This is a genomic window from Agrobacterium sp. SUL3 (assembly GCF_001263295.1).
GTDB classification, from domain to species: Bacteria; Pseudomonadota; Alphaproteobacteria; order Rhizobiales; family Rhizobiaceae; genus Agrobacterium; species Agrobacterium tomkonis.
Genome location: NZ_KQ414514.1, coordinates 87,393 through 109,927 on the forward strand (window position 1 = coordinate 87,393; position 22,535 = coordinate 109,927).

A 22,535-nucleotide genomic window follows, 5' to 3' on the forward strand; every position below is an offset into this window, starting at 1 on the left:
GGGCGGTCTCGCCTACCGGAATGATCGGTTTCGCATACTGGACAGGAGCCTATACCGTAACGGGTTGGAGGCTCTTCAATTTACAGTTCGTCTGAGGAAACCCACCTGTTCCGACCTGTCTGCTTGGCGTTTAGAAGCGCAGCGTCCGCTCGTTCCAACACGCTGCTCACGGTCCCGGCGGCCGGTGACGTTGCGATGCCGATCGATATGGTAATGGGGTCAAGCAGGCGACCGCGGTAGGTCAGTGGCGCGCGCTCGACGGCGTGTCGCAGTTTCTCCGCCGCCTTGATGGCATCTTCAATACCCGAAGCCGGCATGAGCACGGTGAATTCCTCGCCGCCGAAACGGAATAATTCACCTAGACCACCAATGGCTTCTGAAAGGACCTGGGCGACATATTGCATCACCGCATCTCCGGCGTCGTGGCCAAAACGGTCATTGAAGCGCTTGAAATGGTCTATGTCGAGCATCAGGCAGGCGAGATTTTGGCTTGGCTTCTCAATATGCCTGTTCAGTTCCTCATCAAGAGACCGGCGGTTCAGGAGACCCGTCAGGGCGTCCTGTCTCGCCATGCCGACCAGTCGCTGCCGAAGCTGGAGATTTGCGACGGCAAGGCCGACATTCTCGGCGAGGAGTTCCAGATATAGTCTCTCGGTCTCCAGTGTCTCGTTACCCTGCGGAATTTCAAGATACAACAGACCGACGGTGTCACCCAATGCCGTGAGTGGTATACACAGGCCGGTTCCGAAACCCTCCTTGAGGTGATGGCAGGCGACGTCGTCTCCATCAGGGTTACTGGCATGGGGGCGCCCGCGCCGGAGCGCCCAGCAATCGTCGATCGAAAACTCCGGAGCGGAAAACGATGGATTGGACCATTGGCCCGTCGATTGGAGAACTGAGCTGTGTTCTTTGATGACAAGCAGGCGGCCGGCGATGGCGGGGAAAATCTGCGGCATGAATTTTGAAACGACGTCGGACAATTCATCCTGATTTTGACATGCCTGAATCCGATGCATCATTTGCAGGATCAGGTCCTTTATGCGCTGGTTCTTGCGGTGCTCCGCGTCAAGCCGGTCCCGCTCAAGCCCGTTGCTGCGGAAGATGCGGATGGCCTGGTTCATGTCGCCGATTTCGTCGCGACGTCCCTCGTCGGGCACATCGATACTGTAGTCCTGCCTGGCAAGGCGCGTAACGATATTGCTCATCCGGATAAGCGGCGCAGCAACACGTCTGGTAAGGACGAAGTAAAGTACGGCCACAAACATCAGGGCGGTGAGTGCAAGCATCACCTTGGCGATCGATCCGTAGAAATCGCTTCGGCTTTTGGCCTGGTCAACCGTTGCTTGTGAGCGGACCGCGATACCCTCTCTCAAGGTCGCGACGGTGTTCAGCAGGCCCGTATGCAGCCGATAATACTCATCTCCGAACAGGATCTGTTGTGCGGCGTTCTGGCGACTTGATCTATAGAAACCGATGGCCTCGCGCTCCATCCTGTCCAGCGCGTCGGCGCTCTTGCGTATCTCCTGAAATGATCCTGCCTCTTCCGGCGAAAGACCGAGCGCGGAGAGTTTATCTAGGGTATTTTCGAGGTGCTTTTCCTGATCTTCGTCGACGTAGAATTTCGCCAGGTGCTGTTCGTCGCCTCGCATGACGTAAAGACGCGCTTCCTCGGTGCGCTCATCCGCAATGATTGCCAGTTCCTCGGCAAGATCGTTCAACTGGAGGTGATCCTGGATGGCCGCTCGCTCTTGAGAAGCGCTTCTGGCTGACAGAATGAATGTAGTCGCCGATACCGTCGTGAGTACGAGGGTCACGGCATAGGCCAGGTTCGTGATGGTGCTAAGTCGCATGATGGCGCCGTCTGCTTGCCGCAAGCCATGACAACCGGGTGCGGCGAATCCAATATCAGAGTTTGCTTATTTTAGGGCATCTCGTCAAAACGGGAAGTTAACCTGCCGGAGATTATCGTGCGTGAGCACCGATCGCCTGAAAATCCGTCAGAGATTTCACTTTCATATGGCGGTTTCGGCAGGGCTATCTTGCCCAGCGGATTGTCGCAGTCAATGACATCCGGCTCCAGGATGCAGGTGGAGTTTCGAGTGCTTCTGCCGCCCGTTCTCAACGTGCGCAGAACGCCATCAAGCAGCGGAAGCAAGGCTGCGCAGGAAGGCGAGGCAACGGACGAGCTGTGACGCGGCGGCAGCGCAGAAGTTCAGAGCCGGTTCGGATTTTTCGCAGTTCATCCCGTCGAGATAATAGTCGAGCAGGATGCCGCAAAGCGTAACCGGCTGACCAAGCACCAGATCCAGTTGTCCGGACAATCGTGGCTTGTGACGAAATGTGAGGCCGGGGATGGAGCTGATCCGCGCCTGCGTTTCCTCGATAAATGCCCTTGATGTCTGATCGTCCTGCCATTCTGCCACAGCGATAAGGAGTTTTAAAAAATGCTCCTCCAGCCCGAGAATATCCGGCGCGTCTCCCGGTGGTGCGGCGACCCTTGCGGCATGAAACGCCTGGCGCCTTTCCCGGCGCATCGTCGCGACATGGCCGAGTTCCTCGCGCGCCATTTTTTCCGCCGCCTGCCGCACGTCGGCGCTGGGCGCCTGGGCGGCAACGTAGCTCCAGAACACAAATGCCCGTTCCTCGTTCCTGACGGCAGCCGAAAAAGCGCGGTAGGCGTCGAGCGTTTCCGGCGGCACCATATCGGCGCCTTCGGCATCGAACATGGGTGAAAGGTCCGGGGCGGCGATGGTGCCCGCAGTGTCGGTCGGCACCGTCTCGGCAGCCCATACGCCGACCTGACGCAGATGGGTTTCCTCCTCGGCAATCAGCCGTTCGAAAACGGCGGCAAGCGCCGGCTGGTTTTCATCTAGCATTCGTTGTCTGAGGGCGACATAGCCGTCGATCGATTCTTGTTCCATGCGGGCTGCGGTTTCCAGCACGGCGTGCATCGTCGTCAGAACGGGCGGTTCGGCATTCAGTCTAGACATGGGTTTCTCTTCAAAATCCTTGTCCCACACTGCCACATCAAACAACGCGGTATTTGTTCAGGATCAATGAGGCATCCGGCGGCGCGACTATTTTGCATTCAACCCACCGAGGCCCGACCGATGCGACATGGCCTAGCGTGGGAGTGAACGTCTTGTCGCACCCCGATGGAATGCCCAATGCCGAAAAATACTCATATCGGGAAACAAGGTCTGGCTGTTTTTCTTTCTTTTCTGATCGCGCTTTTCACCCTCGCAGGCCAGGCCTTCGCTGCCGGCAGTCTTGTCGATTATCTCGCGAAGGTTCAGCCGGCAGAGTTGTTTGCCGCGGCCGACCGCTTTGGCCAGCCGGTGGGGGAGCCTGCCATCGTGCCCGTCTACAAGGGCAGCGATATCGCCGGTTACGCTTACCTCAACTCGGATTTCACCAATTCGACCGGCTATTCAGGAAAGCCGATTCACATCGTTGTCGGCATTGACAGGGCCGGCGTCGTGCGTGGTCTGAAGCTTGTCGATCACAAGGAACCGATCGTGCTGATCGGCATACCGGAAACCCGGGTTGTGGCTGCGCTGAATTCGGTGATCGGCCGCGATCTGGCCAAGGTCGCTACCCGTGCGGAACGCCCGCCACAGGTCGATATCGTCAGCGGCGCGACGGTGACCGTTCTTGTGATGGGCGACAGCGTCGTCCGCTCGGCGGTCAAACTCATTCGCAGCGGCAGGCTGGGAGAAGGCACACATGCCGCGATCGCAGCAGCGTCGCCGCAGCCGGTCAAAAAACTCGATGTTTCGAAACAGGAGGTTTCCGACTGGCAGACGCTGCTCGGCGATGGTTCCATCCGCGCCCTGCGCCTCAGTGTCGGTGAAGTCTCGGATGCCTTTGCAAAGGCCGGCCAGCCGGATGCGGCCCGGACACCGGAAGCGCCCAATCCGCAGGACCCGTTCATCGATCTCTACGTCGCTCCGGTCAGCGTTCCCGCCATCGGCCGCAGCCTGCTGGGTGAAGAAGGTTACGGAAGGCTGGTAAAACGCCTGAAGCCGGGTCAGTCCGCCATTCTCGTGGCGGGTGACGGCGCCTATTCGTTCAAAGGGTCGGGTTATGTACGAGGCGGTATTTTCGACCGTATCGAGCTGCTTCAGGACGGGCAGGGCATTCGCTTCCGCGATCGGGATCACACGCGGCTGACGCAGATCGCCGCCGAGGGCGCGCCGCATCTGCGTGAAATCGCCCTTTACGTGATCCCTGACAGTTTCGCTTTCGACGTGACGGAACCGTGGGAGTTACAGTTGCTGGTGCAGCGCACCACGGGAGTGCGGGACAAGGCGACGATGCCATACGATCTCGGCTACACGCTGCCAGACGGCTACGTCAGCATCGAGACGCCCGCAGCCCCACCCGTCGCCCCACCGGCAACCGCAGCAACGATGCCGGCAGATGTGCCGTTCGATCTGGAAAACGTGCCGCTCTGGGTCAGCATATGGGAAATGAACCGCGTCTCGGTCGCCATAACCTTTGCCGGGCTGCTGGTTCTCACCGCCATCTTCTTCTTTCAGGACTGGCTGGTCAAACGGCCCAGGCTGTTCGGCTGGATCAGGCGCGGCTATCTGGTCTTCGCGCTGGTCTGGCTCGGCTGGTATGCCAATGCGCAGCTTTCGGTGGTCAATGTCCTGACTTTCATCAATGCGCTTATCTCCGGTTTCCACTGGGATTTCTTCCTGTCCGCGCCGTTGATCTTCATTCTCTGGGCAGCGGTTGCAGCGGGTCTGCTGTTCTGGGGGCGCGGGCCTTTCTGCGGCTGGCTCTGCCCTTTTGGTGCGCTGCAGGAACTGACCAACGGCGTCGCGAAATGGCTGAAGGTGCCGCAGGTCAAGCTGCCCTGGGGGCTGCATGAGCGCCTCTGGCCCGTCAAATACATCATTTTCCTCGGCCTCTTCGGCCTGTCGCTTTATTCGCTTGCGCTGGCGGAGACCTTTGCCGAGATCGAACCGTTCAAGACGGCGATCATTCTGAAATTCGCCCGCGAATGGCCCTTCGCGATCTTTGCGCTGACGCTGCTCGCCGCCGGTCTTTTCATCGAACGTTTCTACTGCCGGTATCTCTGCCCACTCGGCGCAGCACTCGCCATTCCCGGTCGCCTGCGCATGTTCGAATGGCTGAAACGCTGGCCGGAATGCGGCTCGCCCTGCCAGCGCTGCGCCAAGGAATGTCCCGTGCAGTCGATCCATCCCGAAGGGCAGATCAACGTCAACGAGTGCATCTACTGCATGCATTGCCAGGAACTTTACCAGGACGACCACCGCTGTCCGCACATGATTCAGGTGCGGCTGAAGCGGGAAAAATTCGCGGCGCTCTCCACCCCTCCGGAAAAGGGAAAAGAGCGTCCGAAAACCGTGGTTACCCACAAGGGCAAACCGATCGGCACAGATGAAGGAGTGGCTGGCGAACAGGCCTGAGCCACCATCAAAGGAGAGAAGACATGTCGGATCGAAATATCGAAACTGGCCTCAGCAGGCGCCAGCTTCTCGGCTCCACGGCGGTTGCCGCGGTGGCGGGCGCGGCGACGGTCGGCGGCGCGCTGGTGGTTTCCAGCATCACGGCGGCACCGGCGCTCGCCGCAGGCGGACAGGCCTTCGAGGTCAAGCCCGGCGAACTGGACGAATATTACGTCTTTTTCTCAGGCGGCCATAGCGGTGAACTGCGCATTCTCGGCCTGCCGTCGATGCGTGAACTGATGCGTATTCCCGTCTTTAACCGCGATAGCGCCACCGGCTGGGGTCAGACCAATGAAAGCCGCAAGATCCTGACGGAGGGGCTGCTGCCTGAAACGAAGGAATATCTGAAGGACAAGGGCGACATCTACCTCAACGGTGACCTGCACCACCCGCATCCATCCTTTACGGAAGGCACCTATGACGGCCGTTATCTCTTCGCCAATGACAAGGCCAATACCCGCGTCTGCCGCATCCGCCTTGACGTGATGAAATGTGACAAGATCATCCAGCTGCCCAACCAGCACACGGTTCACGGCCTGCGCGTGCAGAAATATCCGCGCACCGGTTATGTCTTCGCCAATGGCGAGGACCGGGTGCCGATCCCCAATGACGGTTCGGTTCTCGATGATCACAAACAGTATCACGCGATTTTCTCGGCCATTGACGGCGATACGATGAAGGTTGCCTGGCAGGTCATGGTCGACGGCAATCTCGACAATGTCGATGCCGACTATCAGGGCAAATATGCCTTCGCCACCTGCTACAATTCCGAAGAGGGCGTGAACCTCGAGGAAATGATGGCGAAGGATCAGGACTGGATCGTCGTCTTCAACCTGAAGCGCATCGAGGAAGCCGTCGCCAAGGGCGAGTTCAAGGAAATGGGTGGCGTGCCTGTTGTGGATGGTCGCCATGGCTCGCCATTCACCCGCTACATCCCGGTGTCCAACGGCCCGCACGGCATGAACACTGCGCCGGATGGTATCCACGTCGTTGCCAATGGCAAGCTGTCGCCGACGGTCACCGTCTTCGACGTCCGGCTGTTCGACGACCTTTTCGCCGACAAGATCAAGCCGCGTGATACCGTCGTTGCCGAACCCGAACTCGGTCTTGGCCCGCTTCACACGGCCTATGACGGTCGCGGCAATTGCTACACGACGCTGTTCATCGACAGCCAGATCTGCAAGTGGAACCTTGAGGATGCCAAACGCGCCTACAAGGGCGAGAAGGTTAATCCGGTCCGTCAGAAGCTCGATGTGCAGTATCAGCCCGGCCACAACCACACATCCATGGGCCAGACCAAGGATGCGGACGGCAAATGGCTGATCTCGCTCAACAAGTTCTCAAAGGACCGGTATTTGAACGTCGGCCCGCTGAAACCGGAAAACGATCAGCTGATCGATATTTCCGGCGACGAGATGGTGCTTGTTCACGACAATCCCACCTTTGCCGAGCCGCATGACGCCACCATCGTCCATAATTCCAAGATCAACCCGGTCAGCATCTGGAGCCGTGACGACAGCTTCTTTGCCGATGCGGTGGCGCAGGCGAAAGCCGACAACATCGATCTGCTGATCGATTCCGAAGTCATTCGCGACGGCGACAAGGTTCGCGTCTACATGACCTCGGCGGCACCTGCCTTCGGTCTGGAAAGCTTCACCGTCAAGCAGGGTGATGAGGTGACGGTTTACGTCACCAACATCGACGAGGTGGAAGACCTGACCCACGGCTTCTCGATCATCAATTACGGCATCAACATGGAAGTGGCGCCGCAAGCCACGGCATCCGTCACCTTCAAGGCCGATAAGCCCGGTGTGTGGTGGTATTATTGCTCATGGTTCTGCCATGCCATGCACATGGAAATGAAGGGCCGCATGCTGGTGGAGCCGAAGAAGGCATGAGGCATCTCCAAGATGCGGCGAGATGGGGAATGGTGGCGATGATCGCCGCCATTCCCGGCCTGGCGGGTGCTGAAACCATCCGCCTTTCCGCTGCCGCGACCCCAATACTTCAACAAGCCATCGACCGTGCACAGACGGGCGACGAACTGGTGCTGGAAAGCGGCGATTTTTCCGGGCCGGTGACCATTGGCACGTCCATTACTCTGCGCGGCGAGCCGGGTGCGGCCATTCGTGGCACCGGTCAGGGCAGTGTCGTCACCATCACCGCCGAAGACGTGATCTTCAGCGGCATTATCGTATCCGGTTCAGGCGGTTCGCTGGAAGACATGAATTCGGGCGTGTTCGTTGCCCGCACCGCCAAACGGGCCATTGTCGAAAACAGCCGCTTCGAAGAAAATCTGTATGGCGTCTATCTGCATGGCGCCGACGATTCCATCGCGCGCAACAATGTCATTATAGGTACGGGTGAAGGCCGTTTAAGCGAAACCGGCAACGGCGTGACCCTGTGGAACGCGCCCGGCGCACGCGTCACCGGCAACGACATCAGCTTCGGACGCGACGGCATCGCCACCAATGCCAGCAAACGCAACGTGTTCAGTGGTAACCGGTTCAGCAATCTACGATTTGCCATCCACTACATGTACACCAATGACAGCGAGATCAGCGATAATGTCTCCACCGGCAATTCGGTGGGATACGCCATCATGTTTTCCAGCCGCCTGAAGATCACCGGAAACGTCTCCGATGGCGACCGGGACCACGGCCTGCTTTTGAATTACGCCAACAGTTCCACCGTCACCGGCAATACGGTGCGCGGCCATATGCAGCCCGCATCGCGCTGGAGCGAACGCGGCATCCGCTCGCAGGAACATGGTGTGCCGGCCGCCGATGACGAGGCTGCCGCGGATACCTCGGGAATGCGGCCCGGGCCGGAAAAATGCGTCTTCATCTACAATGCCAACCGCAACCGCCTGCGCGACAACCGTTTCGAGGGGTGCGATATTGGCATTCATTTCACCGCCGGTTCGGAAGGCAACATGATGAGCGGCAATGCCTTCATCGCCAATCGCAACCAAGTCAAATATGTCGGCACGCGTTATGTCGACTGGTCGGAAAAGGGACGCGGCAATTACTGGAGCGATAATCCCGCTTTCGATCTGGATGGTGACGGCATCGCCGACAATCCCTATCGCCCGAATGATCTGATTGACCGCGTGCTGTGGACCGCGCCGCAGGCGCGGGTGCTGACCAGCAGCCCCGCCGTGCAGGTGGTGCGCTGGGCGCAGGCGCGGTTTCCTGCCCTTTTGCCGGGTGGGGTCACCGACAGTCATCCCTTGATGTCGCCGCCGCAGCCCCCCAGGGAGCCACGCTCATGAACCCGACCGTAAGCGTTCACGATGTGACCAAGACCTATGGCGGCAAGGTCAATGCCCTGCGCGAGCTGAGCTTTAACCTTCATGAAGGGGAGACCGTAGCTCTGGTCGGCCACAACGGCGCCGGAAAAACCACGCTGATCAAATTGCTGCTCGGGCTTATTCGCCCGACGTCGGGGCATGTGGAGGTGCTGGGCGAGAACCCGGCGAATGGCGATTTCGCCGTGCGTCAGGCGCTGGGCTACCTGCCGGAAAGCGTGTCTTTCCACCTCGCACTGACGGGGCGGGAAACGCTTGCCTTTTACGCACGCCTCAAGCGGGTGCCCATGCAATCCGCAGACAGCCTGTTCGAGCGTGTCGGCCTTGCCGCTGCGGCCGCCGACCGGCCTATTCGCACCTATTCCAAGGGTATGCGGCAGAGGCTTGGCCTTGCCCAGGCATTGCTCGGTGCACCAAGGGTTCTGCTGCTCGATGAACCGACCAGCGGCCTCGACCCGGCCCTACGGCGCAATTTCTACAACCTCGTCGATGAATTGCGGGCAGGCGGCGCGACGATCCTCCTGTCGTCGCATGCGCTGGGAGAGCTGGAAGACCGCGCCGGACGGGTCATCATCGTTAATCGTGGCGTGCGCATTGCCGATGGCACGCTGGATGATCTGAGACGGATCGCCAGCCTGCCGTCGCGTATCCGTATCCGCCCGACTGGCGGGGGCGGAGCCTCGGCACCTGCCGATCCCGCGGTGCGATGGACACCGACCGGAGATGGCGCTTACGAGACGGAGGTGGCGCATGCCGCAAGGCTGCCACTGCTGCACCGCCTCACTGCGGCTGCCGCCGGTATCGAAGCCCTGAGCCTTATCGAACCGACGCTCGATGATCTCTATGCCCATTTCCTGAACAGCCAGGAGGCCGCGTCGTGAGCAACATCCTGATCATTGCGGGGAAGGAAATTCGCGAAGGCATGCGCAATCGCTGGGTGCTGGCCACGACATTGCTGCTGGCAATGCTCGCCCTGACGCTGACGTTTCTCGGCAGCGCGCCGACCGGCAATGTCGGCGCCAGCCGCATGGATGTGGTCATCGTCAGTCTCTCCAGCCTGACGATCTTCCTTGTGCCGCTGATTGCGCTGCTGATTTCCCATGATGCCATCGTGGGTGAGGTGGAGCGTGGCACCATGCTGCTGCTGCTCGCCTATCCGGTGGGGCGCAGCCAGATCGTTCTGGGCAAATTTCTCGGCCACATCGCCATCCTCTGCTTCGCCACCACCTGCGGATATGGCACGGCGGCGCTTGCGCTCGCGCTGATGGGCGGCGCCACCGGTCTTGAGGGCTGGCTGTCGTTTATTTCCATGACGGCATCGTCCGTGCTGCTTGGTGCGGTCTTCGTCGCCATCGGTTATCTCGTCAGCGCGCTATCTTCGGAGCGCAGCACGGCCGGCGGCGTGACGATCGGCATCTGGCTGTTTTTCGTGCTGATCTACGACATGGCCCTGCTTGGCGGGCTGGTGGCGGCACAGGGCCGTTCGTTGCCCGGCGGATTGCTGGATTTCCTGCTACTCGCCAATCCGACGGATGCCTATCGGCTCCTCAATCTCGGCAGCGGTGGGGCGGCGGCCCTTTCCGGCATGGGCGGGCTTGCCAAAAACTCCATCCTCACCGGTGGCGTCCTGCTCGCCGCCCTTTGCGCCTGGACGGTTGTTCCGCTGGGCCTCGCCTCGCTGTTTTTCTCAAGGAGGGACGTATGAAAACGGTCCGTTTTGCCCTTGTTCTTGTGGCTTCGTTGCTGCTTGCCGCCTGCGAAAATGAGCAGCAGGTGGAAACGCCGCTGCCCTTTTCGCTCACCGCCGAGGCCATGGGGCGATATTGCGGGATGAACGTACTGGAACATGCCGGGCCGAAGGGGCAGATCATCCTGCGCCAGATACCGGAGGCCATATGGTTCTCCTCAGCACGGGACACTGTGGCCTTCACCATGCTGCCGGACGAACCGAAGGAGATCGCGGCTATTTACGTGTCCGATATGGGCAAGGCTGCAAGCTGGGAAAAGCCCGGCGCGGAGAACTGGATCGACGCGCGCAAGGCCTTCTTCGTGATCGGCAGCTCCCTGCGCGGCGGCATGGGCGCGGAGGAAGCCGTGCCCTTTTCCGAGGAGGCGGCAGCAAGGCAATTCGTCGGCAAGAACGGCGGCGAAGTCGTGAAATTCAACGATCTGCCCGAGAATTACATTCTTGGCGCCGGTGGCGAGGCGGCGGACGATCCGGCCGAGGAGGGGGCGCATGATCATGGATAACAAACCGGGCCGTCGCCGCTTCATCACGCTCATGGCTGCCTTTGCGGGCCTGCCGCTTTTACCTGACAGGGGTTTTGGCTCAGTCTCCCCCGTTGTCTGGCGGGGACAGGCACTCGGCGCGCCGGCAACGCTTGTGCTCAATCATCAAAACCCTGCAGAGGCGGAGCGCCTCCTGCGCAGGGTGGTAGTCGAGGTGGCGCGCCTCGAAAGTATTTTCAGCCTGTTTCGGCCGGAATCGGCACTGAGCGAGCTTAATCGCACCGGCGTCCTTGCCGCGCCGCCCTCCGAAATGGTGGAGCTGCTGGAATTGTGCCGCAGCTTCCATGGGCTTGGGGACGGACGTTTCGATCCGACGATACAGCCGCTCTGGCTGCTGCATGCCCGGCATTTTTTGCGCGATGACGCCGATCCCGCCGGCCCATCCGCACGGGATATGAGAAAGGCATTGGCGCTGGTGGGCTTCGACAAGGTAAGTTTCGACGCGAACCGTGTTGCACTGGGGCAGCGCGGCATGGCGTTGACGCTGAACGGTATTGCCCAGGGCTATATTACCGACCGCATCGTTGCCCTGCTGCGGGATGCGGGTGTGACCAGCAGCCTGGTGGATATGGGCGAAAATCGAGCCATCGGCAATAATGCGCAAGGCGCGCCGTGGCGCATCGGTCTTGCGCAATCGGAAGATGCCACCCTTCCTGACATGGTTCTCGATATCACCGACCGTGCCGTGGCGACCTCGGCGGGCGCCGGGTTCCAGTTCGACCGCGCCGGCAAATTCAGTCATATCCTCGATCCGCGCACCGGCCTGAGCGCGCGCCGTTATGTGCGGGTCTCGGTGGTTTCCGAGGATGCGGCCACAGCCGATGCGCTATCGACCGCCTTCAGCCTGATGGATGAGCGCGAGGTGGAAACGCTGCGCGCATCGCTTCGCAATGTCGAGGTGTATCTGCGCGCCTGAACGCGCAGGTTTCAGAAGCGGTTTTGCGTATGTCGCGCGTGTCGCGCCGCGAGATTGAGGTCGTGCATCGCCATCAGAACCAGTGCCGGGGATCGTCACTTCCCTGTCCCGCAGGTCTTTTACGGTAATATTGGCCAATCTCGAAGATACAAGGCCGGAAAGGCGAGGCCAGAAAGCAAGTTGGCGAGCACGCCAGCAAGTGCCAGCCGGAAAGTGCGTGTCGCCTGCCAGCCCGTCCGATCCCGACGCCCCCGCCGATCAATGTGGCGGAAGGGCCGGAAATCCGGCGCCGTTCCGGAAAAACGGCTGCCATGGCCGGCCTTTGGGGCGGCATCGGGGAGGGAAGGAGAGAAACCCGTTTGCCGGCCCGCAGGACCTAGGGCTGTCGCAGGGACACGCCTTTCATGCGGTCAGGCGGAAAGAGGTGGCGCGCGCGGCGCGGCGCTCATCAGAAGAACGGATGGCCTGAACGCGGCCGTATCCGCCACGAAACCTTTACCGGTCTCGATGAGGAGCGGCATGCCGGTCATATCGGCCGGTTGCGGCAGCAGGATGCCGGCCACGATCCGGCAAACCTCGCAGACTGGAACAACGGCGTGCCGGTCGGGGTGGGACTGGCCATCGTCGTGATCGAAAGTGTGGCAAAGATCCGGCAGGCTGCCATCAGGCAGCATATAGGCGGAGATTTCAGTTCCGGCAAAACCGGCTTCTGCCACCGGCACGCGATGGGCGAAACCGATGGCGAACAGGGCAAGCGCGCACAGAATGCGCATCCCCTTCTGCCATGTCGTCGCCTTTGTGATCATTGCCGGAATTCCCGCCCGAACACTCTCTGAAATTCGCTTTATATTCCCATCCCGTCGATTCACCCGAGACGGACAAGTGCCACGGCGGGGATGACATGACGTTACGGATTACTCTGTGGCATCGCGCGTGCTTCGTCTGTGCGATAGGTCAAACAGCTCCAAGTTTGGTGACGAGCGCCAAGCGATTTCCCGCACACTGCCGGTCTGCATGGCTTGGCCTTCGAAGCTTTTTGCGCTAATCAGACCGTATGATAAAAACCTCGAGTATCACCTGCATCTAGCTCCCGCCGCAGCGCGAGGAGCATCGAGCGGGAAGCCGGCCCGGCTTCACGCTTGGCGTCGGCTTGCCTGAAGGCGAGCGAATGCGAACACATGCAGTGAGACTACCTCAATGGAAAATTATTTCGAAAGCCCCTTCCGGGGCATCACGCTCGACAGGCAGGTAAAGAACCCGAACCTCGTCGTCGGTAAATACAGCTATTATTCCGGATATTATCACGGCCACAGCTTTGAAGATTGCGCCCGTTATCTGCTGCCGGATGAGGGTGCGGACAGGCTGGTGATCGGAAGCTTCTGCTCAATCGGCTCAGGCGCTGCCTTCATCATGGCGGGCAATCAGGGCCATCGGAACGAGTGGATCAGCACCTTCCCGTTCTTTTTCATGCCGGAGGTGCCGGAATTCGAGGGAGCGGAGAATGGCTATCTGCCGGCGGGCGACACCGTCATCGGCAATGATGTCTGGATAGGTTCGGAAGCGATCATCATGCCCGGCATCAAGATCGGCGATGGCGCCGTCATCGGAACCCGGGCGCTGGTGACGAAGAACGTCGAACCCTACGCCATCGTCGGCGGCAACCCCGCCAGAACCATTCGCAAGCGGTTTGATGACGATGACATTGCCCGCCTGCTGGAGATGAAATGGTGGGAGTGGCCGGCAGAAAGGCTCAAGGCCGCAATGCCGCTCATGACCAGCGGCAATGTCGCGGAGCTGTATCGGTTCTTGCGATCTGACATTCTGTAGGTTTGAAGCTGTCGGCTCGTCTCCTTGGGGCGGGCCGGCGATCGCTCCTGATCCGGGAGCTGTTTCCGGATATGTGAAGGCCAGACGCCCACCCTGTCACTGCAATTCCCGGCCCTCCTGAAGAATGGATTTTCGAGCCGCCTCGCCAGCTTCGGCCTTACCGTCTCGATATAGTCACCAGCCTGACGCGCATAAAGGGAGCGGGATGAAGCCCTTGTGGATTTCCGTCGAAAGAAAGCTCAGCATCTCCTGCAGCCTGTAGCGCGCAAAGGTTCCATTCGCCGGCGCAAGGCCCGCCTCGGGCCTCCGGTCTGCAAGATATTGAACGGTGACGGGACCTTCCCGCTGCAGGTTGCCGTCTTCAAGCTCCAGCGCCGGAATATAGCCATGCGGGTTGATGTTGTAGAAGTTCTTCCCTTGATCCGTTGTGCGATCATTCTGATCGACCTTGATGAATTCGACGTCGAGACCCAGCTCGTTTGCGCAGGCACAACAGCGACCAACTTCACGTTTTGAAATAAACGGTCACCGAAAATGAGTTTCCATCCCGTGCCTGTGCGGTCATGTGTTTGTGAAGTTCGTATGAGCCATTGTTCTACGACACACGAATCAAAGAGCTGACAGCATGGAAAATCCGTTTGCACTGAATCATCTTTCCGAGAACACGGTCTTCCATAAAGGCGATGTTTTCGTCCTTTTCGGCGAACTGTTCGGCCGCGGATATGCCACCGGCCTGCTCGATGAAGCCAGACGGGCTGGAATGGAGATTGTCGGGATCACGGTCGGGCGGCGCGACGAGAACAATGTGCTGCGGCCGCTCAACGCCGAGGAACTGGCTTCGGCGGAGGCCCAGCTGGGCGGCAGGATCATCAACATCCCTCTCATGGCGGGTTTCGATCTGGATGCGCCCGAAGGCGGCCCAACGCCCACAGATCTCCTGGCAAATATGACGCTTGAGAGCTGGGAACACGACAAGCTCGACTGGGACTATGTCGGACAATGCCGCGACATCGCCACTGCGCGTTTTAAGGAAGCGCTTTCAAAAGTCATGGCCGTTCTCGATGGCATGATCGCCTCTGGCCGCAATGTTTTCTTCGCCCACACAATGGCCGGAGGCATCCCGAAGGCGAAGGTGTTCCTGGTCGTCGCCAATCGAATCTACAAGGGAACCGGAACCCGCCACATGTCGTCGCAGACCCTGCTCGACAGTGATCTGGGAAAACTTATCCTGCAGAATTTTGACGACGTCTCTGCAAACACCTTCCGCCATCTTATTGATTTCAGCGCGGCGATCCGCGAGCGCGTCGAAGCTTCGGGCGGACAGGTGCGATACACGGCCTATGGTTACCACGGATCAGCCGTCGTCATTGACGGAAGCTATCGTTGGCAGACCTACACCAACTACACGCAGGGTTATGCCAAGATGCGGCTCGAAGGCATTGCGGAGGAGGCCTGGGCGACAGGCATCAAGGCAACCGTCTATAATTGTCCCGAAATCCGCACCAATTCGTCCGATGTGTTCACGGGTATCGAGCTGCCCCTGATACCGCTGCTGCTTGCGTTGAAGAAAGAAAACGGTGGCCAATGGGCAGACGAACAGTGGCAGGCCTGCGAGCAATTGCTGGCCGATGGCTTAACCATGCAAGAGGTCTTCGGCAAGATCGCCGCCATGCAGGCCAGCGAGGTCATGCGTCCATTCTATGATTTTTCGGCCTGGCCCATGGCAAACAGCCAGGCACAGGCTGATTTGACCATCGGCACGTCCAACGAGATCACCCAGATGCATCGCGACAGAAAGGTGATGATCAGCGACCACCTGAGCGGCCTCGTTGTGAAGGCAACCGGGCAGCTGATTTTCGGCGAATCGTCCGAACCCTCCGGTCCTGTCCTGTGGCTCAACCACGATATCGTGGCTCGCCGACTGAACGCTTCCCACGTGCATTCAAAGTCTGTCGCGCCGCTTGTCGCGTAGGGAATGGAAACCGCACACCTTGAGGTGATGTGGAGGCTTCCAGGCATCGCTTGGAAACTCGGTGTTTTGGCCATGGAGCGATGAATCCTTCGGCGATTGTCATGCCTTGGATATTGCCAAACCGCGTCAATCCGAGCGTCGGTACCTTCTGTCGTGCCGCTGCTCGCGACGGCGGCTGCGCCACCACTTTCACCTTCCCGAATACGGCTGTTGCGACCAGTTTCATCACCAACTTGCGGAAATATATAAATGCCATTATATTGGCATTAAACCTCCATATCCGCAGTTAGGTGATAATATGTTGGCATTTAACCTGTCTTCCCCGGTGGAGATTATCAGGGGTCTGGCGGACAGAATGAAGCGCCGAAGGATCGAGCATGGATTGACCCAGCGTGAACTGGCTGCAAGATCGAATGTCTCTTACGGATCGCTGAGGTTGTTTGAAGAGACCGGAAAAATCTCCCTCGAAAGTCTCGTGAAAATTGCGTTTGCCCTTCAGGCGGAGGCTGAGTTCGAAGGCTTGTTTCCGGCTCGGCCGCCGCGGAATATCGAGGATGTCATTGACCGTCCTCTCAGGCAGCGTGTGCGCCGGAAATTAAGTTCAAGCCAATCCAGCAGATGAGCGTTTATCTGGAGCTCGAAGGGAACGAGAGAAAGCTCGGTACGCTTGCCTGGAGTGGCAGGGAACGGAGGGCGTATTTCGAGTACGCGGCGGAGTTTCTGGCTGCGCCCTTTTTGATTTCACCATTCCATATGATGGCCTCTACTGGATTGATTGCATTGTCTTCGCACCACCGCGATAACAGGTCGAATAGCACGGTTGACTCCTCAGGCGTGAGTTGGGTTTGCGCGCTATCCGGCACTGAGTTCTGTTCAACTGTCATGAGGCAAATTCGCATGGGCTGTGGAGGTCCGCAATGGGGCAATTTCGGTCTTCCGCTTTACGCCAACAGCGGACATTCGGTCCAAGCAAGGCGTCGCCCGATTAGGGCCGTGGAACGAACCGTCCGCTCCTAAGACAATCATTGATGAAAGCAGGCATTCAGGGTGATCTAACGGAGTGGACATGCGCTTTCCAACAACTACCTAAATTGTCGAGAACGATTCTTACCGGTTCCCGCAGACCACCAATTGGTCAAAGATAGGACAGCCGTTCATGCAATTTTTCTTGTGCGAACAGCCTCCGCATCGGTTGGAAGCAAAATACTCTCTAAATGAACCGACATTCGGCGAGTTGTGCCATATGTCGAGAAGGGAATTCTCATCATGCAGTTGGTCCCCTTCCACCAATCCACTTTGAAACGAACAGGGATATATCCTCAAGTCCTCGGAGACATACAGCGAGAACCGACCCGCGTCGCAAGCGTCCACCAGCGCAGTGCTCGCATCCGTCCTTGCAAATACGCCGCTCACACAGCAGGCGTCGAAGCCGACCTTTAGTTTGGCCTGAGGCGACGTCGCCAATTTGAAGAACTCTTCAACTCTTGGGCTGTTTCGGAGTAAACGATCCTCAAAGACCTTTCGCCCGGATGGCTTATAATTCAGAAAGACTAAAGCATTAATAGGTCTTAGGAATTCTGGAGGCGTGGTGAGCCACTCGATAGCGGTGTCGACGCTGTGGCTATCGATAATGAAGTGGACGTTTGTCTTGATCTTATGGGCGGCAAGCAGTCTCAACGTCTCGGCGGTTTCAAGGTATGGAGGATAGGCCGACACCGCCACCGCCCCGCAATGCTGTTTTGTCGCCGCGAGTATGCTCTTCGTCAGGCCTCGACCGTTCGTTGTATAGTTGGGGACGATCCCCTTAGTCGCGGTGTATTCGAGAATTTCCTCAAAATCTGGATGCTGGTTGGGGTTGCCGCCCCCGAGGGCGACCTGGAACGTTCCCATCGCTGCGGCCTCATCAATAACGCGCTTATAGTCCCGCAGTGCCATGTGGGAGCCTTGTTTGGTCGAGGACTTATAACAGAACACACATCCCTTGTCGCACCAGTTCGTGATGGATATATCCATCAACTCTGGTCCATGCGGCGACCAAAATGGTTCGGGTTTTCCCGCATCTGGTACGCGCGCGAAGAAGCCTGTTCGCGCGTTAGAGAACGTGGAATATCCCAAGTCCTTGTAGCGGTTTACTCTGAGACTCAAACTACCAGTAGTTGTCGTATGCATTTATGTAAAACCTTTCGGACTCAATCTCGAATATTTCGGTGCAAAGGACCGTTTCCGCGAGGCATTCTTCGCTGCTCAGATGTCCCGTCGTTACTGTTTTTCCCTGCTTTACTGCTTCGCGCATTCGGTCCAAGACTTCGCTCGTAAACTCACGTTTCCCCTCCAAGGCATCTACTTCCTCGATCGATTGGAGGGTTTCTCCCTGCTCAATGCTAGACTTTAACTGGTAGAACATTGACTCGAATAGCGATGCGACGGGACTATCCGCGCTTACACCTGCCGCGCCGAAGAAATCCTCCTTCGAAATCATCTCCTTCGATATGTAGACGAATGACGTCGATGAGCTGTTAGAAACAAAATCCATTTTAATTTTCATGTTCGTCCTCCAACTTCCGAATGCAGTCGACTACGGTTTCGAGAATGTTGTCCTCATAGGCATCGTTCATGAGGCCACTGTCCTGCCTGAATTCTAGTATGTGATTCTTCTCCAGCTCGTCCTCTTCAAGATATACATCGTGTGCACATTGGAGATATTGGGAAAGAGATGGATACTCAACGCAATAGTACCGATCGTATTCTCTTCTAAGATCGGTAGAAGCTACGAAGATATGATCGTAAACCGATTTGAAGAGCTGTGCACCAAGAGTAGCATTCTTGATCTTGAGAACGCCCAGAAAATCGCTGAACTCGGGAATGACATTTACGGACAGAATTAACATTTCGTCATCCATCTCACTGGGCCTCCATCGATTGCAGAATTTCGGCAACCAAAGTGTCGACGGACCGCGCCCTTGCGGGTAGAACCAGTTGCAATGCCTCGTTCAAAATTACGTCGCTTGCATTGGCAGTGAAAAGCTCAGCGGCCTTTTCACGCTCGTACCATCCGGCAGACGCCGCGATGTGCAGGAAGAATGCCCACCATTCGGCAGGGCGGCCTTCCGAGATACCGTTCGAATTAGCCTCGCACACCTGCTCGACAAACTGGTTTAGCTTTCCTCGCCAGTCGGTAGAAAAATCATATCTGTTGGTGAAAAGAACTACAATCAGGTCGTCATGCTTGTCTGAATCCAAGCAATTGAGGTGCTCGATCAGGATGTTGATGTTTAACAATTCTGCTCGGCTTCCACGTCGCAGCAGAAGCATTGTAGCTTGCCGCACCCGATCAGGGAACACAGTATCTGTAAGGAGTACTTTCAACCGCTCGACATCTTGCATATTTTGCACGTTTGGGGGCAACAGATGCACACTCAATGAATAGTGTTGCAAAAAGTCGTCAGCAGCTTCGCAAGCTTGGATGGCGGCCTTTACTCCTTGCTTTCGACCCAGCAAATAGACGTATCGGTATACCCCCTCGAAAATTGGGCGGCCAGAAAGAGCGGACAGGGCGTTCGCCAAGGCCTCTGCGCTTTGCAGGTTGGATACGAAACTGTAGGCGAGAACGAAGTCCCGCAATTCGTCGTACGTGAATGAGATCACGAGCTCACCCAGGCTTGCAAGGCCGGCCGGCGTCATTTCCTGTCTCAGGATGACGTCATCTGCGACGAGGCGACGAACGATCTCTTTCTCGACCTCGGAAAAACCTCGAACAGAGATCGTTGAGAAATCGTCAGCGCCGAGCATCGCGGAAACGATCTTTATCAGCGTTGGAAATGCCGCTGCTTTTAAGTTGTCTGGAAACAGCTCGATTTTTCTTCTCAAAAATTCTTCAAACAGGTCACCCTTGTAAATGTCGGACATATAACCGACGTCCTCTCCTTCATGGCTTTCGGAAAAGATCCGAAGAAGCAGTAGGTCGTCCTGCAGAAACTCTTTCGCGACGCGAGAAAGGTGCCCTCTAATTTGGAAATGATCGAGGTACGATCGGAGAAGTCTCCTCTTGCTCGCGTCAGTCATTTTTGCTCGAAGGTCCGAGACCCTGTGGACTTTATCTCTGAATGGTTCATCCAAGAGCGATGCGTACTTCTCATCAAAGAATTCGCTACGACAGGTAACCACAACCTTGACCAAATCATATTGGCAGACGGCGTTACAGAAGTCTTTTAGCTCCCCGTTAAACTCCTCGAGATTGTTCACTTCGTTGATGCCGTCGATAACTATAAGAAACGGCCTCTCGAACTCAGTCGCTACTTTGTTGAAAAAATCCAAGTACTGATGGATCGATGAGTAATTTGGTGCGTATCGATTATTAGATATAAATCCGAGCAAGCGCTGGCGAGGCTGATAACTATTCAATTCCCTCGCCGGTATATAAATGCATGGAAGATCGAATGCGCGAAACTGCCTGTCAACGAGATCGCAGACGAAGTTAGTTTTACCTTGTCCAGCCATACTGGTAATCAGGAAAATCTTGTTCCGCATTAGAGCAATTAGGGAGCGGGCCTCTTGAAGCTTGTAAGTAAGCCCGGTTGCTATGCTCTCAGCGCGGAAACGGACGATCGACCAAGCAGCCGAATCCTCGTCTTTTGGAGAGTACTTTTTCCCATACTCGCGGTGGTTCCAGGACAAGGGCCCAACCTTGCGAAGCTCTCCTTCGATAGCCCTGTCGACTTCACCGAGCCACGACCATAGTTCTGAGAAAGTGGCTAGGTCAGAACCTATAATTTCGCTCTGTATTTCAAGATTAACTCTCGGTTCGTCTCCGAGCTTAAGCAGATCGTTTAAATCTGAATATTGAACCCTTCTGAGGGTATCTTGGACTTTCCTGTAAAAAAACAGAGGATGAGCGAAAAGTCGCATCTCCTCTTTTGTTTTATGGGTTTCGACAAATATGCTTGGGATGTACTTCTTTGAATTTTTCTCTATATCAATTTTGCTTTTGGAGAACTCTAGGAATTTGTCTAAATCAGCACGGAATTGCAGGTGCTGATCCCGTTTCGTGAACTCTGAAGAAAGATATGCCTCGATGCGCCCGAGCTTCGTCGTCTCAAGAAGGCGCAAGCGCGAAACGATATCGTCGATATCGATGATATCGGTTGCGGGATCGAAATTTATGGGAAGTGTAGAAATCGCGTTGTTCAACGCCTTAGCCGTATAACTAGACTGCTTCTCCGTAATTGTTAGAACGTAAACGCGCTTAAAATGCTCTTCCAAGTTGTGTTCTCGGAACTTCGTCAACGTTTTGACCACCTTGTCGCTAGAGGCGTCTGTGGTAACCTGGAACGAGATTTTTGATTTCCGGCAGCCAAGGTCTACAGAAGGAAAGTTCTGCTGAATCTCGTTCTGGTTTTGGATTTCGGGACAGTCGAATAACTCCTTGAGTAGCGGAATCAGGAAATCTTCGGTCACGGAATTGATGTCGAAACGCGCCGCTGCATTAAGCGCCCTTATTTCATGCCCTAGACGGCCAAGATACCTTGCGCAATTGTTTAAATATTCATCTCTATTCATTCGGTCTGGACCAGCTTCTGCATCAACCTTCGCTATCTGATTGCTACTTAATGGTATTCAATTCTTCAAGTTTTTGGCGCGAAAAATCGCATGATCACCACAATAGGTCGTAGCAGCCATCTTGTATCTATCACGGACTTAACGTGACATGCTGCCGCACCCGGTGCGTCCTGCGTCTGCTATCTGGGCTCGGCTAAGGGATGCCGTAGGACCGAAATGAGGGTGCAAAACCGCCGTTGGGCAAGCGTTTACTTCATGAGGAGTTTGGGCCAGAAGTGAACATAATGCTAGCTTGTCGATGAAGCCAAAGTGAAAAGTTGTTTTGACTGGCTGCTGTGGTTGCCCCCTGCATATTTCGACTTGAAAGGATGTATGTTTTCAAGGAATTGAGGCTGTTCTCCTAGCTTCTTTGGCTTTGGGGAAGGGTTTTTGTTTCCCCGTTCATCCCCGCCCTGTCTGCCTGATTTATATTGCCCTTGTTCTGTTATGAACCGGGAGACATTCCGGTTTTGCGCTGAGCCAGCGCCGATTGTGAGAGGAGACGTCGCTCTCATATTTCGGGTTCTGACAGGTAGAGTCCTCTGGCCGTGACCGGAGGAAAGATGGAATCTGGTTTGTGGTGGGCCTTTCTATTTCTCCTAACGTATTGGCTGAAGGACTCGCTCTGACAGGCATAACCGCTGATGCGGGGCACTTGATAAGTGTCTTTATTTTCCACAGGTGGCAATTTTCAGTGCCCCGTTGCAATGCCCATCGAGCTGAAAGGCTGATGGAAAGATAGATGAAGCTCACAACACGGTCGCAACTGCGTCGCGTGATAGGAAAGGTATGTTCAATGGGTCTCTATGAAATGTACGTCCTTGCTACTCGTGCAGATACCGCCCTGATGAGGAGAAGGCTGGCACGTTCTCTTTATGCAAGGGCAAAGCTTCGAAATCGGAAGCTCAAGAAGCAATACTTACGCAACCATAAGGAGAGTCTTGATTCGATGGTCGATAGGAAGAGGGCAGGCCAGTTGCGACCTGGGCGGCTTCCGTAAACATATATTTATATAACAACCAACGCAAAATATATAAAATATATGCGCTGGTGGATTGTATATTTTTGACCGAGGGCGGATGAGAATCTGCGGGCAAACTAATTTTACTGACCTGCAATTTGCGGATTGCGGGCTAACCACGCATA

The 22,535-nt window shown here is 56.7% G+C and carries 18 protein-coding genes; 10 read left to right on the plus strand and 8 right to left on the minus strand.

Going from position 1 to position 22,535, the window contains the following annotated elements:
- Positions 1-80: 80 nt before the first annotated feature.
- Together AKG12_RS23270 and AKG12_RS23275 are read right to left on the minus strand one after the other, a co-directional pair.
- The gene (locus tag AKG12_RS23270; protein WP_046801296.1) at positions 81-1,850 is read right to left on the minus strand and encodes a diguanylate cyclase; all 1,770 of its coding nucleotides are present in this window, start codon (positions 1,848-1,850) and stop codon (positions 81-83) included.
- 288 nt (positions 1,851-2,138) lie between these two features.
- Complete coding sequence (locus tag AKG12_RS23275; protein ID WP_052820600.1) at positions 2,139-2,990, minus strand: ferritin-like domain-containing protein; 852 nt, start codon at positions 2,988-2,990, stop codon at positions 2,139-2,141.
- Between the two features lie 177 nt (positions 2,991-3,167).
- Here AKG12_RS23275 and AKG12_RS23280 point away from each other — a divergent pair, with 177 nt between their 5' ends.
- The 7 genes from AKG12_RS23280 to AKG12_RS23310 are packed head-to-tail and all read left to right on the plus strand — an operon-like array spanning position 3,168 to position 11,995.
- The gene (locus AKG12_RS23280) at positions 3,168-5,441 is read left to right on the plus strand and encodes a NosR/NirI family protein (protein WP_052820601.1); all 2,274 of its coding nucleotides are present in this window, start codon (positions 3,168-3,170) and stop codon (positions 5,439-5,441) included.
- 23 nt (positions 5,442-5,464) lie between these two features.
- Complete coding sequence (nosZ, locus tag AKG12_RS23285; RefSeq protein WP_052820602.1) at positions 5,465-7,378, plus strand: TAT-dependent nitrous-oxide reductase; 1,914 nt, start codon at positions 5,465-5,467, stop codon at positions 7,376-7,378.
- The gene (locus tag AKG12_RS23290; RefSeq protein WP_156316080.1) at positions 7,375-8,754 is read left to right on the plus strand and encodes a nitrous oxide reductase family maturation protein NosD; all 1,380 of its coding nucleotides are present in this window, start codon (positions 7,375-7,377) and stop codon (positions 8,752-8,754) included. Before nosZ ends, AKG12_RS23290 begins: the two co-directional genes overlap by 4 nt.
- Positions 8,751-9,671, plus strand: a complete 921-nt coding sequence (locus AKG12_RS23295; RefSeq protein WP_052820603.1) for an ABC transporter ATP-binding protein — start codon at positions 8,751-8,753, stop codon at positions 9,669-9,671. Before AKG12_RS23290 ends, AKG12_RS23295 begins: the two co-directional genes overlap by 4 nt.
- Positions 9,668-10,495 (plus strand): ABC transporter permease, encoded by an 828-nt coding sequence (locus AKG12_RS23300; protein ID WP_052820604.1) that lies wholly within the window; start codon positions 9,668-9,670, stop codon positions 10,493-10,495. Before AKG12_RS23295 ends, AKG12_RS23300 begins: the two co-directional genes overlap by 4 nt.
- Complete coding sequence (locus AKG12_RS23305; RefSeq protein WP_052820605.1) at positions 10,492-11,040, plus strand: nitrous oxide reductase accessory protein NosL; 549 nt, start codon at positions 10,492-10,494, stop codon at positions 11,038-11,040. The genes AKG12_RS23300 and AKG12_RS23305 overlap by 4 nt, the downstream gene beginning before the upstream one ends.
- Positions 11,033-11,995, plus strand: coding sequence for an FAD:protein FMN transferase (locus tag AKG12_RS23310; protein ID WP_052820620.1), 963 nt, complete (start codon positions 11,033-11,035; stop codon positions 11,993-11,995). The genes AKG12_RS23305 and AKG12_RS23310 overlap by 8 nt, the downstream gene beginning before the upstream one ends.
- A gap of 410 nt (positions 11,996-12,405) precedes the next feature.
- On the opposite strand, the gene AKG12_RS23315 is transcribed toward AKG12_RS23310, so the two are convergent.
- Positions 12,406-12,801: a hypothetical protein gene (locus tag AKG12_RS23315; protein ID WP_052820606.1), complete on the minus strand. Its 396-nt coding sequence runs from the start codon at positions 12,799-12,801 to the stop codon at positions 12,406-12,408.
- Between the two features lie 391 nt (positions 12,802-13,192).
- On the opposite strand from AKG12_RS23315, the gene catB reads away from it, so the two are divergent.
- Positions 13,193-13,822, plus strand: coding sequence for a type B chloramphenicol O-acetyltransferase (gene catB, locus AKG12_RS23320; protein ID WP_052820607.1), 630 nt, complete (start codon positions 13,193-13,195; stop codon positions 13,820-13,822).
- Between the two features lie 174 nt (positions 13,823-13,996).
- Here the strand turns inward: catB and AKG12_RS29625 are convergent, their stop codons facing one another.
- On the minus strand, positions 13,997-14,341 hold the full coding sequence (locus tag AKG12_RS29625; RefSeq protein ID WP_350640720.1) for a glutathione S-transferase N-terminal domain-containing protein: 345 nt from the start codon (positions 14,339-14,341) through the stop codon (positions 13,997-13,999).
- A gap of 106 nt (positions 14,342-14,447) precedes the next feature.
- Here AKG12_RS29625 and AKG12_RS23330 point away from each other — a divergent pair, with 106 nt between their 5' ends.
- The gene (locus AKG12_RS23330; protein ID WP_052820609.1) at positions 14,448-15,794 is read left to right on the plus strand and encodes an enoyl ACP reductase FabMG family protein; all 1,347 of its coding nucleotides are present in this window, start codon (positions 14,448-14,450) and stop codon (positions 15,792-15,794) included.
- A 61-nt stretch (positions 15,795-15,855) separates the two neighbouring features.
- Entirely contained in the window at positions 15,856-16,416 is a 561-nt protein-coding gene (locus AKG12_RS31105; RefSeq protein ID WP_285277796.1) for a helix-turn-helix domain-containing protein, read from the plus strand.
- Positions 16,417-16,901: 485 nt separating this feature from the next.
- Here AKG12_RS31105 and AKG12_RS23345 read toward each other — a convergent pair whose 3' ends face one another.
- From AKG12_RS23345 to AKG12_RS23360, 4 genes are all read right to left on the minus strand, one after another.
- Positions 16,902-17,807 carry a radical SAM/SPASM domain-containing protein gene (locus tag AKG12_RS23345; protein WP_197283342.1) on the minus strand — a complete coding sequence of 302 codons (906 nt, stop codon included), beginning with the start codon at positions 17,805-17,807 and terminating at the stop codon, positions 16,902-16,904.
- Positions 17,808-17,940: 133 nt separating this feature from the next.
- Positions 17,941-18,339 carry a hypothetical protein gene (locus AKG12_RS23350; protein WP_046801307.1) on the minus strand — a complete coding sequence of 133 codons (399 nt, stop codon included), beginning with the start codon at positions 18,337-18,339 and terminating at the stop codon, positions 17,941-17,943.
- A complete protein-coding gene (locus tag AKG12_RS23355; RefSeq protein ID WP_052820611.1) occupies positions 18,329-18,694 on the minus strand; it encodes a hypothetical protein in 366 nt (121 codons plus the stop codon). Before AKG12_RS23355 ends, AKG12_RS23350 begins: the two co-directional genes overlap by 11 nt.
- A 1-nt stretch (position 18,695) precedes the next feature.
- Entirely contained in the window at positions 18,696-21,350 is a 2,655-nt protein-coding gene (locus AKG12_RS23360) for an SMEK domain-containing protein (RefSeq protein ID WP_052820612.1), read from the minus strand.
- Positions 21,351-22,535 lie beyond the last annotated feature (1,185 nt).

Coding starts and splice junctions, on each gene's coding strand:
- AKG12_RS23270 (WP_046801296.1), bottom strand. CDS start 1,850: ATGCGACTTAGCACCATCACGAACCTGGCCTATGCCGTGACCCTCGTA.
- AKG12_RS23275 (WP_052820600.1), bottom strand. CDS start 2,990: ATGTCTAGACTGAATGCCGAACCGCCCGTTCTGACGACGATGCACGCC.
- AKG12_RS23280 (WP_052820601.1), top strand. CDS start 3,168: ATGCCGAAAAATACTCATATCGGGAAACAAGGTCTGGCTGTTTTTCTT.
- nosZ (WP_052820602.1), top strand. CDS start 5,465: ATGTCGGATCGAAATATCGAAACTGGCCTCAGCAGGCGCCAGCTTCTC.
- AKG12_RS23290 (WP_156316080.1), top strand. CDS start 7,375: ATGAGGCATCTCCAAGATGCGGCGAGATGGGGAATGGTGGCGATGATC.
- AKG12_RS23295 (WP_052820603.1), top strand. CDS start 8,751: ATGAACCCGACCGTAAGCGTTCACGATGTGACCAAGACCTATGGCGGC.
- AKG12_RS23305 (WP_052820605.1), top strand. CDS start 10,492: ATGAAAACGGTCCGTTTTGCCCTTGTTCTTGTGGCTTCGTTGCTGCTT.
- AKG12_RS23310 (WP_052820620.1), top strand. CDS start 11,033: ATGGATAACAAACCGGGCCGTCGCCGCTTCATCACGCTCATGGCTGCC.
- AKG12_RS23315 (WP_052820606.1), bottom strand. CDS start 12,801: ATGATCACAAAGGCGACGACATGGCAGAAGGGGATGCGCATTCTGTGC.
- catB (WP_052820607.1), top strand. CDS start 13,193: ATGGAAAATTATTTCGAAAGCCCCTTCCGGGGCATCACGCTCGACAGG.
- AKG12_RS23330 (WP_052820609.1), top strand. CDS start 14,448: ATGGAAAATCCGTTTGCACTGAATCATCTTTCCGAGAACACGGTCTTC.
- AKG12_RS23345 (WP_197283342.1), bottom strand. CDS start 17,807: ATGGATATATCCATCACGAACTGGTGCGACAAGGGATGTGTGTTCTGT.
- AKG12_RS23350 (WP_046801307.1), bottom strand. CDS start 18,339: ATGAAAATTAAAATGGATTTTGTTTCTAACAGCTCATCGACGTCATTC.
- AKG12_RS23355 (WP_052820611.1), bottom strand. CDS start 18,694: ATGGATGACGAAATGTTAATTCTGTCCGTAAATGTCATTCCCGAGTTC.
- AKG12_RS23360 (WP_052820612.1), bottom strand. CDS start 21,350: ATGAATAGAGATGAATATTTAAACAATTGCGCAAGGTATCTTGGCCGT.